The sequence below is a fragment of the Roseibium sp. genome (assembly GCF_965216085.1).
GTDB lineage: Bacteria > Pseudomonadota > Alphaproteobacteria > Rhizobiales > Stappiaceae > Roseibium.
Genome location: NZ_OZ244138.1, coordinates 1,364,056 through 1,376,807, shown reverse-complemented (window position 1 = coordinate 1,376,807; position 12,752 = coordinate 1,364,056). Strand labels below are relative to the sequence as shown.

The window sequence follows — 12,752 nt, the reverse complement described above, 5'->3', positions numbered from 1 at the left end:
CCCAAGCTCAATTGTTTTCTGGCCCAGCCCACAGAGGAATCCAGACGTGTAATCCGCGCCTCAGTTTTTTGCCGCCTCAGGAAGCTGCAGCGTAACAATCAATGGCCTGTGGTCTGACCCGATATGTGGGCCAAGTGCCACATCTTCGATGCCGACATCGTCCGAAACCGCGACCTGGTCAACTGGAGCCCCGATAATCCAGCGCAGCCGGTAGTCATAGAAATACCGCGTTGGCTGCGGGATGCCATCTGGATAAGCGGTTTTGAGATCATTTTGGGTCAATGATCGTTGGAAGCGGGCCGACCAAGGAGCGCTGTTCCAATCCCCAATCGCAACAAATGGAGCAGGATCTTCCTGGCGCAATTGCGCGATTGCTTCGTCCATTATGTCCAGATAGGAGCGTTTGTTTTGCCAGCGTGGCTGGGTCCGGGGGCTATCCGGATGGACGGCGACAAGTTTGACCTTCTGTCCCCCGACAAGCAAAGACATCGATAAAATTTCCCGGTCGGCATCGTGATAAACATTGGCACCTGGCATCGAGACACCCGGAATCACAATAGAGGCCGTGTCCTCGATCGGAAATCTGGAGAACACCACCAGTCCGCCCAGCTGGCCGACATGATAGTTGGCCGGATAAATCCCATTGTCCGTGCCGCCGATGGGCAGACCACGCCGCTGCCACTGCCATTTTTGCAAATTCCAGATCGTCTCTTGAAAGACAATCACATCGGCATCGACCTCTTCCAGGTAGGTTTCAAGAATCGGATCTCCGAGGAACAGCGCTTCCAAATTGATCGAAGCGATTTTGAGCGTTTGGACTTCGCCAGTTGTGGGTGCAAATGGTTTTGTGTTTTCAACGGTTCGAAAGCCGGTCAGGACCGCAAGCGACACTATTGCGATCGCGGCAACGGCAACCGTCAGGCGATAGAGCGCCCAAAACCGATGAGCCAAGAAGAGGCCAATCGCTCCGAGCAACACCCCACCAAATCCTGCATAAAGGAATTGCCAAAGGAAGAAGCTCATGTTGTCAGAGAGCCAATAATCTGGCACCAGAAATGATGACAGGCCAAGCGCGCTGGCACAGATAGCCCCAAGCACTGCACACCATGCCGCAAGCCCTAACAACTTGCGGACCATCCGGGAAATGTCACTGGGAGATCTTGGCAAGAGTTTTCCTTAGACGTTCATTGGCAACTCGAGCATTTTTGAACAATACGGAGCCGCAGCACCCGCTCTTTTATTGCGTCTGCGCAGAAAAACAAACTCACTCGTGGAAATGATCATAAACCAGGCGGGCGATGGCTTCGGAAATGCCCGGAACTGCCGCAAGATCTTCCACACCCGCTTTTGACACGGCTTTGGCCGTGCCGAAGTGTGACAGCAGTGCCTTCTTGCGGGTTGGGCCGATACCGGCAATCTCATCCAACGGGTTCTTGGCAATGTCTTTCTTCCGCCGCGCCCGGTGCGAACCAATGGCAAATCTGTGGGCTTCGTCGCGCAGGCGTTGGACAAAATAGAGCACCGGATCGCGTTCGGGCAGCATGAAGGATTGCCGGCCTGGAATGAAAAACTTCTCACGGCCCGCATCCCGGTCGGGCCCTTTGGCGATACCCACTAGAGGCACGTCCGTAATGCCAAGCTCTTCCAGCGTTTCCCGGGCAGCCGTCAACTGCCCCTGTCCGCCATCGATCAGCACCAGATCCGGCCAGGCAGGGATGTCAGTTTCGACGGGCACATCGGCCTCATCAGTCTCTGCAACTGCTTCAGCGTCCGCCACATCATCCGCCATGCCTTCAGGCCGAGCATGTTCCTTTAGGAGCCTGGAGAAGCGCCGGGTCAGAACTTCACGCATCATGCCGTAATCGTCGCCTGGCACCAGATCTTCCGATTTGATGTTGAACTTCCGGTACTGCGCTTTGGCAAAGCCTTCAGCGCCCGCGACAATCATGCCGCCCACAGCATTTGTGCCCATGATGTGCGAGTTGTCGTAGACCTCGATGCGCCTGGGTTGTTTATCCAGATCAAAAGCTTCCGCAACGCCTTTAAGCAACCGTGCCTGGCTCGAGGTTTCGGCCAATCGCCGGCCCAGCGCCTCCCTGGCATTGGTCAGCGCATGCGCGACGAGCTCTTTCTTCTCCCCACGCTTGGGAACAGAGACGTCGACTTTGCGGCCCATGCGCTCGGTGAGCGCTTCGGCCAGGAGGTCCTGTTCACTCAGCGGATTGGACAGGAGGATCTGTTTGGGGGCTGGTTTGTCGTCATAAAACTGCGCCAGGAAGCTTTCCAGAATATCCGCCTCGTCCCAGGATTTGTCGGCTTTGGGAAAATAGGCCCGGTTGCCCCAGTTCTGCCCTGTCCGGAAGAAAAATACCTGTACGCAGGATTGTCCGCCTTCCTGGTGAATGGCAAAGACATCGGCCTCTTCCACGGTCTGCGGATTGATCCCCTGGTGAGCCTGCACATGGGAAAGCGCGGCCAACCGGTCGCGGTAGATCGCAGCCCGCTCAAATTCCAAGTCGGCGGATGCCGTTTCCATCTGCTGAGCCAGCTGCCCTTTGATCAACTGACTGCGGCCAGACAGAAACGCCTTCGCTTCCGACACAAGGCCGGCATAGTCCTCTTCCGCAATTTCCCCCGTGCAGGGGCCGGCACAACGCTTGATCTGATATTGCAGGCATGGCCTAGACCGGTTCTCGTAATAACTGTCGGAACAGGTCCGGATCAAAAAGGCTTTCTGCAAAGCGTTGATGGTGCGATCAACCGCGCCAGCTGAGGCAAAGGGTCCAAAATACTCGCCCTTCCGCTTTCTGGCACCACGGTGCTTGATGATCGCGGATGCCTCATGATCACCGGTCACCAGAATGTAAGGGAACGATTTGTCGTCCCGCAGCAGAACATTGAAACGGGGCCGCAACCGCTTGATCAGATTGGCTTCCAGAAGCAGCGCTTCGGGTTCGGTCTTGGTGACGACGAACTCCATAGCGGTCGTTGCCAGGATCATCCGCATGATCCGGTTGGATTGTCCTTGCAGCCGTGTGTAGCTTGTCACCCGTTTCTTGAGACTGCGCGCCTTTCCGACATAAAGAACGTCGCCATTTTCATCGAGCATCCGGTAAACACCCGGCCCATTTGGCAGGCGTTTGACTTCTCGGGCAATGACTTCGACACCCTTCAGTGCCGGGCATTCGTCATTACTGGATGCATCGTCCTTGAGATTGTCGGTTTCGGACACGTCGTCCATACCTGCCTTTCAAGCCGGATCCGCTAATCGCAGAATTGATAAGAAGTAAGGTTCAAGACCTTCAACCAGCATAGCCCAGCATGTAAACACTGGCGATGTAAAGCGCATAGGCAGCAGTCATCACAAAGCCAGAGATTTTGCCAAGGCAGATCTTGAATCCGGCCAGCGCGGTCAAAAGAACGGCACACGCTAGCATTACCCAGACATCGAGTTTCAGCACCTCTTGCGGCACATCAATCGGAACAACCACGGCCGTAATGCCGATAATCGCCAGCAGATTGAAGATGTTCGAGCCGATCACATTACCAATCGCAACGCCGCCATGCTGGCGAATGGCCGCCATCACCGTCGTTGCAAGTTCCGGTAAGGACGTGCCAAGCGCAATCACCGTCAAGCCGATCACCGCTTCGCTCACACCCCAGGCGGTTGCGATCGTGGTGGCACCTGTAATGGTGAAATGCGCGCCAAGCGGCAGTCCGACGAGCCCGAGGACAATATAGATGAGCGCAATCCAGACAGAATCGGGAACGTCATCGACATCCTCCAACTCGTCTTCATCGAAACTGTCGGCGGCAACATCAGCTCCAGCTGCATTGGCTGCTGCCTTCAGATCCTTACGATGGCGCCGGGCCGCAATCGTCGACCCGGCGAGGAAAACAGCAAGAAGAGCCAGAAGCAGAATGCCTGCCCAGAGGCCAATGGGCGAATAGAAACAAAGGGCGATGAATACCAGCGTGACCGCAACCATGAAAACGGCAGTCCGCGTTGCGCCCTGTTCGCCGCAAGGTGTGGCGGCGATCAATGCCGGCATGCCGAGAACAAGAAGCACATTGGCGATGTTGGACCCGACCACGTTACCAATGGCGATGCCGCCTGCATCTTTTAAGGCCGCTTTAAGCGAGATCACCAATTCAGGAGCCGACGTGCCGAACGCCACAATCGTCAAGCCAATCACCAGGTTTGGAATGCCAAGCCGCTGGGCGATCCCAACGGACCCCCTGACCAACACATCGCCGGCGATAATCAGCACAACCAATCCGCCTGCCAGGCTTATGTAGTCAAACAGCATTCTGAGTTCCGGTTCGGGTCTGAGTTGTGAAAAAGCGCGGCATTTGACACGGCGCGTCTTCGACTGGGCGCGTTATACGCAATAGATTGGTGCGGGGGAAGCTGCGAACAAGGATCTTCAAACCCAATTTTCGCATATTGCTGAATACTTAATTTCCCATTCACCCTGACAGAAATTTGCCGCCATTTGTCACCAAAACTCCACATTGTCTGACCTGATCCGCCACAAACGGTCCCCATATCAATGAGCGGGGGAAGTGTGGACGCGGCTTCAAGCCCGTCTGGAACGAACGAATTAGTGTGGATTTGGAGTAATTTCAATGAACCGTCTTGCACTTGCAGGTTTTGCCCTCACAGCCAGCGCGGCAGGTACCTTTCCTGCCTTGGCAGCCGACCTGCCGCAGGCTCCGGCACCAGCGCCCGCATACGACGCGGCACCGGCGGGACCGCAATCCGTCGATTGGACCGGCATTTATGTCGGTGGCCAATTGGGATGGGTGTTTAGCAACTTCGATAATACCACCGGCGGTCTGAGCAACGACTTCAACACCAATGGTGTCGGCGGTGGCGTTTATGGAGGATATAACTTCCAGGTAACGCCGAACGTCGTCGTCGGTCTGGAAACGGACTTCAACCTAACCGACATCGAAAAAAGTGGCACTGTGGGCGGCCTTTCGCTGAAATCTAGCTCGGATTGGAACGCCAATTTCCGCGGTCGCCTCGGATACGCCTTTGACCGTTACTTGATCTACGGTGCCGGTGGTCTTGCTCTTGCTGACCTCGAAGCCTCTGCGAACGGCTTTAAAGACAGTAAAACAGCGCTCGGCTGGACACTTGGCGCCGGTGCCGAAGCTGCGGTGACCAACAATATTGTTGCCCGCTTCGACTATTCTTATCAGGATTTCGGCGATCAGAACTTCAACCTTGGCGGAACGGGGGTCAACTCCGACTTCAACAACCACCAGGTTCGCGCAGGTATCGCGTATAAATTCTAAGAAACCCTGCCCTAACGGCAATAGAACCCGGCATCATTGGTGCCGGTTTTTTTTGTGACACCTGGTTACAAGCTTTTCAGTTTCTCGCCTTAAAGACGTGGTAAAACAGGCACAAAGCACTACATGTTGGTCGAGGTCTCCTGACAGGCCAGCAAGTGCAAGCGATGGTGGGAGAGGTGAATGCGATTTTTGGTGCGCGGCCTGATCGGCTTGGCATTGATCGCAGTTATGGTCGGTTTCGGAGGCTTTGGTGCCTACCGTTTGTATGAATCCGTGACAGCGGAAGAACCTGCCCGGTCTCGCCCGGTCCGCGAACGCAGCTACGCCGTTAATGTTGCCAAGTTAATCCCGCAAACTGTAACCCCGATCACGACCGCTTATGGTACAATCGAAAGCTGGCGAACCTTGCAGCTGCGCGCAAGTTCGGAAGGCCGCCTAGTGGAAGTTGCCGCCAAATTCCGCGACGGCGCGGCGGTCGCCGAAGGTGAACTGCTCCTACGCATCGATCCGGCCAATGCCGAATTCCAATATCTTGATGCAGAAGCAGCGCTCGCCGATGCAGAAGCTCAGAAGACGGAAGCAGAAGAAGCTATTGTCGGCGCGGAACAGGAACTGGAAGCGGCCCGGCGCCAACTCAATTTGCGCAAACAAGCGCTTGAGCGGCAACTCCAGCTCAGGGATAAGGGCTATTCGACCGCTGTTCAGGTGGAAACTGAAGAGCTGGCCGTGGCTTCTTTGGAACAGGCTCTGAGCAACCGGCTTCAGTCGGTCATCACAGCGCGCAAGAAAGTCGAACGTATGGATCTCAGTGTCCAGCGCGCTCAGCTAGCCATGGAAGATGCTCTACGAGTTCTGGAAGAAACCACCCTCACCGCCCCGTTCGCCGGATATTTGTCTGACGTCGATGCGAACCTTGGCCGGAGGGTCAGTCCCTCCGAAACACTCGCACTTCTGATTGACCCTGCAGCCCTTGAGGTCCGTTTTCCGCTTTCGACCGGCGAGTTCTCCCGCCTGCTTGATGAAAGCGGTGCTTTGATCAAAGCGCCCGTCACCATCACGCTAGAACTCGGCGCCCGGTCCGTGACACTTCCTGCGCATATCGACCGCGCTGCCGCCGTTGTCGCAGAAGGCGAAGCCGGCCGGACTCTGTTTGCAAGTCTCGATATTGGCCCTGGGACAGTTTTGCGGCCGGGCGATTTTGTCAAAGTCGAGGTTCAGGAGCCCGAACTGACCGGTGTCGCGGTGGTGCCAGCCGCCGCAATCACCGAGGACGGCCGTTTGATGCTCGTCGATGAAAACAGCCGGCTGCAAGAAATTACCGCCAAAGTGCTGCGCCGGATGAGCGATGAAGTCGTGCTGACAAATGTGCCCTTCAATGCAACGTATGTGCGTGAACGCCTGCCTCAACTTGGTCCTGGTCTAAAAGTCACACCCCGCCAGAAAGATTTGAAACAAGATACTGATCCTGCTCTGTCGCAATCGGGAGAAGCCACACCTCCCGGTGACCTGGTCGCCCTAGAGCCGGAACGGCGAGAAGCGCTGATCCAGCAACTCGCCGAAAGCAACATGCCCGAACAGCGCAAAGCAAAATTTCTTGCTTTGTTGAATAAGCCGATGGTTCCCAAAGACTTGATCGAGCGCCTGGAACAGCGCCGGGAGCGCCGGGGATGACACGCATGATATCGGCCGCCCTAAAACCTTGGCAGAGTAACTGATCATGCGCTCCCCGGGAGGTCCGCGTTTCGCATCGTTTCTGGACTACATGGTTCAGCACCGCACCGCGGCCAATCTGCTGCTGTTGCTGATGCTGTTGTTCGGAATAGCTGCAGGAACTCAAATCCGAACCCAGTTTTTTCCTGACTTTGTACGAGAAGATGTCGATATCGACATTTCCTGGTCAGGAGCCGGCCCTGAGGATATGGATCGGACGGTCGTTGAAATTCTGGGTCCCCAGTTGCTGTCGATAAATGGTGTCGATGAGGCAACCTCCGTTGCCCGTGAGGGCCGGGCCAGCATTGAACTGAAGTTCGAAGACGGCTGGGACATGGGACAGGCGACGGACGAAGTCAAAGCCGCCGTGGACCAGGCCCGGTCCAGCCTTCCAGACGGGATAGACGAACCCGTCATCACCCGGGGCGTTTATCGCGACCGGGTAACCGATGTTGTCATCTACGGTCCAGTGGACATCGATCAGCTCGCCCGGTTCGCCGAAGATCTGCAAACGCAGTTGTTCCGCGAAGGCGTTACCCGTGTGAGCCTGCGCGGCCTGGAAAACCCGATCATCCGCGTGAATGTGGGTGAAGCCATGCTGATCCAGCATAATCTTACCATTGACGGCATCGCAGATGTGGTCGCGGCTGAAATGGAAACTACTCCCGCCGGCGATGTCAGCGGAGGAAGTGCACGCCTCAGAACGGGACAAAACCGCCGCAGTGAACAAGAACTCGGTGAAATTGTCCTCAAGGCTCCGGCACAGGGCGAGAAACTGCACCTTCGAAACGTAGCTGAAATCAAGACCGAAGGTGTTGAAAGCGGACGGGCTTATTTCCACACGGGGATGCCAGCGGTTGTCCTACAGGTTTATCGCAGCGCACAGGGCGATACGATTTCCATCCAACGGGACGTTGAGCGGGTTACAGCAGCCTATCAAGAATCTTTGCCAGAAGGCGTCTTGGTCCAGCTGACCCGCACTCGCTCGCAAAACATTATCGACAGGTTGAGCATCCTGATCGAAAACGGGTTGTTCGGATTGGGGCTGGTTCTGGCGTTCCTGTTTCTGTTTTTGTCCTCAAGAACAGCCTTTTGGGTCGCCGCAGGTATTCCGGTCGCCATGACGGCCACCATTGGGTTGATGTATTTCTTTGGATTGACCCTCAATATGGTGTCGGTCTTTGCCCTGATCATCTGCCTCGGCATCGTCGTTGATGACGCCATTGTTGTCGGGGAGCATGCCGATTTTTTGCACCGGCGGGGGTATTCACCAGCAGAAGCTGCCAGTCTTGCCGCCCGACGGATGACAGCGCCCGTGTTCAGCGCATCCATCACCACATTGATCGCATTTGCGGGCCTGGTTGCCATCGGCGGACGGTTTGGCACCCTCATCGCGGACATTCCATTCACGGTGTCCGTTGTCTTGATCGCCAGTCTGGTCGAATCTTTTCTAATTCTACCAGCTCACATGCGCCATTCCCTTGCAGCCAGCAAAAAGCAGCATTGGTATGACTGGCCAAACCGCATGTTCAACCGCGCCTTTGTCTGGTACCGCGAGCACATATTCCGGCGCGTTATGTCCTGGGTCATCACGGCACGCTATCCCACTCTCGGTTTTGCGGTGATGATATTGGCTCTATCGCTGTCGCTGTTTTTTGATGGTTCGGTTCGCTGGCGTTTTTTCAACGCTCCAGAACGGACTGTGATTTCGGCAAGTTTTGCCATGGTGCCAGGGGCAGACAGGACCAACACCAAGGACATGGTCAAGGAATTGGAACGGGCGCTTTATACCGCTGGGCAGCGGTATGAAGAAGAGTATGGCTCCAATCCGTTAAAGTTCGCACTCACGGTTGTGGGCGGCAATATGGGCCGCGGACTGGCCGGTGCTGACACCAAAGATGCCGATCTCCTCGGAGGGATTACCATCGAACTTATCGACCCGGATCTGCGCCCCTATTCGGCCTATGGATTTATTCGGGATTGGCGCAAGGAAATTAACCGCCCGCCTCTTTTGGAAACCTTGTCCGTGCGCGGTGATCATTCCGGTCCCGGCGGAGATGCGATTGATATCCGGCTGTACGGCGCCTCTACAGAAACGTTGAAGGCTGCGGCTGAAAGCCTGAAACTGGCATTGTCATCTTTGGATGGGGTGAGCGGACTGGAAGACACCCTCGCCTACGACAAACCTGAATTGAACCTAACTCTCACTCCGCGCGGTGAAGCACTCGGTTTTAACACCGATGATGTTGCCCGGATCCTGCGCAACCGGCTGGAAGGTGTCGAAGTTGCCGAGTTCCCGGTCGGCCGCCGGACTGCGACCGTAAAAGTCTTGATGCCGGATGACGAAGTCGATTCAGCATTTCTCTACACCACACGCATCCGAACCAATGCGGGCGCCTATGTACCCCTGAACGAAATCGTCGAAGTGTCCAGCAGTTACGGCTTTGCTTCGGTTCGGCGCACCGACGGATTGAAAACCCTTCAGGTGACCGGAGACATCTCCGAAGACGACCCGGAAGCCGCCAGCCTGGTCATGAAACGCCTGACTGAAGAGTTCTTGCCGCAGCTGGCAGCGGAATTTGATGTTGAAAGCGAAGTCCGAGGTCTAGCCGAACAGGAAAGCAGCTTCCTCACCGACGCCATGTTTGGTTTTGCTCTCTGTCTTGCCGGAATCTATCTGACACTTGCCTGGATTTTTGAATCCTGGACCCGGCCACTGACCATCATGCTAATTATCCCCTTTGGCGCGATTGGTATGTTGTGGGGGCATTACCTGCATGGCATTCCCTTATCGATGTTCTCCGTGGTCGGTTTCATTGGCATGTCCGGAATCATCATCAACGACAGCATCGTTCTGGTTACGACGATTGACGACTACGCCAAGAGCCAGCCGTTCAAGAAAGCCCTAATCAACGGTGTCAGCGACAGGCTGCGTCCAGTGATTCTGACGAGCGCCACAACCGTCTTCGGGCTCGCGCCGTTACTTTTTGAAACCAGCCGGCAAGCGCAGTTTTTGCTGCCCACGGTCATCACCCTGTCCTATGGGCTGGCGGTTGGACTGTTTCTGGTGATTTCGATCACCCCTGCCCTGCTTGCGATCCAGCATGATGCGGGCATGGCGATCAGCAGTGGTCGGCGCCTAGCCAAGATCCGCGGCCGAAAGCCTCTCACAAGCAACCGCACATAAAAAAGGCGGCCCGAGGCCGCCTTTCAACTTCAGGAACAGAACTGTACTCAGCCTGTGGCAGCCGTTTTCAGCTCGCCGGCTTGCGGACGAACAGCCGCGTCATAATCTTCCATCAGCGTCTTGATGATCTCGCCAACTTCATAAGTGTTCCCCGCAATCTCGGACACTGGGGTCACTTCAGCTGCCGTACCGGTCACGAAGCACTGCTCAAAGCTGGGGAGTTCATCAGGCATGATCACCCGCTCAACAACCTCAATTCCGCGGTCCCGGGCAAGGCCGATAACTGTCTGACGGGTGATACCGTTCAGGAAACAGTCCGGTGTTGGCGTATGGATCTTTCCATCCTTGATGAAGAACACATTGGCACCGGTTGCTTCTGCGACCTGACCGCGCCAGTCCAGCATCAAGGCATCGGTATACCCCTTGGCCTCGGCTGCATGCTTGGAAATGGTGCAGATCATGTAAAGCCCGGCCGCTTTTGCCTTAAATGGCGCGGTTTTCGGGTCCGGACGGCGGTAGTCCGCCATGTCGAGGCGGATGCCTTTCAGGCGTTCTTCCGGTGCAAAATAGCTCGGCCATTCCCAGGCAGCGATCGCGAGGTGAATGGTGTTCTTTTGCGCCGAAATACCCATCATCTCGCTGCCGCGCCAAGCAACCGGGCGAAGATAAGCATCGGTCAGGTTCATGCGTGCCAGAGTTTCTTCTTTGGCAACGTTGATCTGTTCCGCTGTCCAGGGAATTTCGAACCCGAGTTCACGGCCAGAGGCCAGAAGACGTTCCGTATGTTCTTCGGACTTGAAAATGCGGCCGCCATAGGCGCGCTCGCCTTCGAACACGCTGCTGCCGTAGTGCAGTCCATGGCTCAAGACATGCAGTTTGGCATCCGACCAGGGCACGAAGGTGCCATCATACCAGATATCACCCGTAAGCTGATCAAAGGGCTTTCCAGCCATTTCTTAACTCCCGCCCGCTCTATAGAGCATGTTTTCATTATCTAGTTGCTATTCAATTGGCTCTGGCGAAAGAAGGCCCATCGAATGGCTGTATCTTTTGCACAGCACGTCAACTATCGGTATCCTTGAGAAGCGCGCCGATCCTGATTGGATTCGTCTGTCAGTAAATGCTGAAAAAAGCAACAAAACGACCAATCATTTCGCGCACCGCCGTCAACAAGTAACAATCGGTCCGAAATAAGTCAATATGACTGACATAAATTTCAAAGCTTCCTTACCCTCCAAATCCAATAAAATGAGTCGGCTGGCACCGGCAGGAGATGAAGGGGATCCTGTAGATGCCGTTCCTTATGATTTGATCGAGCTTTTATTCTTTGCATACCGGGATTTTACCGGCGATCCGGACGATGTTCTGGCCGAATATGATTTTGGCCGGGCGCACCACAGAGTTCTCCATTTCGTGGAACGCAATCCAGGGATCATGGTAACGGATCTGCTTGCAATCTTGCGGATTACCAAACAAAGCCTCGGCCGGGTTTTGAAGCAACTCGTCGATGCCGGGATCATCGAACAGCGTGAAGGACCGCATGACCGCCGCCAGCGTCTGCTCTATACGACTGATCAGGGCCGTGCCCTAGCGGACGACTTGGCCCGTTTGCAACAAAACCGCCTTGAACGTGCCCTAATTGGGTTGCCAGATGGCGCCGATAAAGTCGTCCGGCGTTTTTTGTTGCAAGTGATTGATCCGGAAGCCCGGGATGACATCATCGAACTGATACGCAGTTCGTATGACCTGAAAGATTGACCGGCTCCGGCCGATGCCTGTGTTTGGAAGGATACGTGACCGGTAATGAACGCGACCGCTCCCGAAGACAATGCACCCCACTTGCTTTTGGTGGATGACGACAGCCGGATCCGAGATCTTCTTGGGCGGCTTTTAAAAGACAATGGTTACCGGGTGTCGGCAGCAGCCAATGCGGCAGAAGCACGGGTATGCCTGTCCGGCCTGGAGTTCGACCTCATTATCCTGGACGTCATGATGCCGGGTGAAACAGGCACAGAGCTCGCCGCGTCCCTGCGCCAGACATCCCAGGTCCCGATCTTGATGCTGACGGCCAGGACCGACGCCCCAGACCGCATCGCGGGACTGGAGGCCGGTGTTGATGATTACCTCGGAAAACCCTTTGAGCCGAAAGAACTCCTGTTGCGCATCGGTGCTATCTTGCGGCGTGGCCAGTATCAGCCGCCAACAACCGTCACCGAAATTCGGTTTGGCCCCTTCTGCTACAATACCTCTCGCGGTGAGTTGAAGAACGGCGATAAATCCATCCGCTTGACCGACCGGGAAAAACAAATCCTGTCGATCTTTGCTGAACAGCCAGGTGCCACCGTTCCACGGCATAAGATTGTTGGCGATGACAGCGGCCTGGGTGAGCGCACAGTCGACGTTCAAATCAACCGCCTGCGGCGGAAAATTGAAGAAGATCCTGGAAATCCGATATTTCTGCAAACGGTCCGCGGCATCGGTTACCGGCTCGCATGTGACTAGGCTCCGCACATATGGCAAGCATTGAGAGGCTTCTCCAGAGGTTTACCCC

At 55.6% G+C, this 12,752-nt stretch carries 9 protein-coding genes; 5 read left to right on the top strand and 4 right to left on the bottom strand.

Annotated features, from left to right (window positions below; translation table 11 throughout):
• Positions 1-60: 60 nt before the first annotated feature.
• The 3 genes from ACOOFE_RS06335 to ACOOFE_RS06325 all read right to left on the bottom strand — a co-directional run bounded on the left by ACOOFE_RS06335 (position 61) and on the right by ACOOFE_RS06325 (position 4,310).
• The gene (locus ACOOFE_RS06335; protein ID WP_420414177.1) at positions 61-1,167 is read right to left on the bottom strand and encodes an endonuclease/exonuclease/phosphatase family protein; all 1,107 of its coding nucleotides are present in this window, start codon (positions 1,165-1,167) and stop codon (positions 61-63) included.
• A 97-nt stretch (positions 1,168-1,264) separates the two neighbouring features.
• The gene (gene uvrC, locus ACOOFE_RS06330; protein ID WP_420414176.1) at positions 1,265-3,241 is read right to left on the bottom strand and encodes an excinuclease ABC subunit UvrC; all 1,977 of its coding nucleotides are present in this window, start codon (positions 3,239-3,241) and stop codon (positions 1,265-1,267) included.
• A gap of 61 nt (positions 3,242-3,302) precedes the next feature.
• Positions 3,303-4,310, bottom strand: a complete 1,008-nt coding sequence (locus tag ACOOFE_RS06325) for a calcium/sodium antiporter (RefSeq protein ID WP_420414175.1) — start codon at positions 4,308-4,310, stop codon at positions 3,303-3,305.
• A 319-nt stretch (positions 4,311-4,629) separates the two neighbouring features.
• On the opposite strand from ACOOFE_RS06325, the gene ACOOFE_RS06320 reads away from it, so the two are divergent.
• The 3 genes from ACOOFE_RS06320 (at position 4,630) to ACOOFE_RS06310 (ending at position 10,201) form a co-directional block, all read left to right on the top strand.
• Positions 4,630-5,304: an outer membrane protein gene (locus ACOOFE_RS06320; protein ID WP_420414174.1), complete on the top strand. Its 675-nt coding sequence runs from the start codon at positions 4,630-4,632 to the stop codon at positions 5,302-5,304.
• A 180-nt stretch (positions 5,305-5,484) separates the two neighbouring features.
• Complete coding sequence (locus ACOOFE_RS06315; protein ID WP_420414173.1) at positions 5,485-6,975, top strand: efflux RND transporter periplasmic adaptor subunit; 1,491 nt, start codon at positions 5,485-5,487, stop codon at positions 6,973-6,975.
• A gap of 46 nt (positions 6,976-7,021) precedes the next feature.
• Entirely contained in the window at positions 7,022-10,201 is a 3,180-nt protein-coding gene (locus ACOOFE_RS06310; RefSeq protein WP_420414172.1) for an efflux RND transporter permease subunit, read from the top strand.
• A gap of 47 nt (positions 10,202-10,248) precedes the next feature.
• Here ACOOFE_RS06310 and ACOOFE_RS06305 read toward each other — a convergent pair whose 3' ends face one another.
• Positions 10,249-11,154 (bottom strand): branched-chain amino acid aminotransferase, encoded by a 906-nt coding sequence (locus tag ACOOFE_RS06305; protein ID WP_420414171.1) that lies wholly within the window; start codon positions 11,152-11,154, stop codon positions 10,249-10,251.
• 295 nt (positions 11,155-11,449) lie between these two features.
• Here ACOOFE_RS06305 and ACOOFE_RS06300 point away from each other — a divergent pair, with 295 nt between their 5' ends.
• Both ACOOFE_RS06300 and ACOOFE_RS06295 read left to right on the top strand, forming a co-directional pair.
• Positions 11,450-11,959, top strand: a complete 510-nt coding sequence (locus tag ACOOFE_RS06300) for a MarR family winged helix-turn-helix transcriptional regulator (RefSeq protein WP_420414170.1) — start codon at positions 11,450-11,452, stop codon at positions 11,957-11,959.
• A gap of 45 nt (positions 11,960-12,004) precedes the next feature.
• A complete protein-coding gene (locus ACOOFE_RS06295) occupies positions 12,005-12,703 on the top strand; it encodes a response regulator (RefSeq protein WP_141185617.1) in 699 nt (232 codons plus the stop codon).
• Positions 12,704-12,752 lie beyond the last annotated feature (49 nt).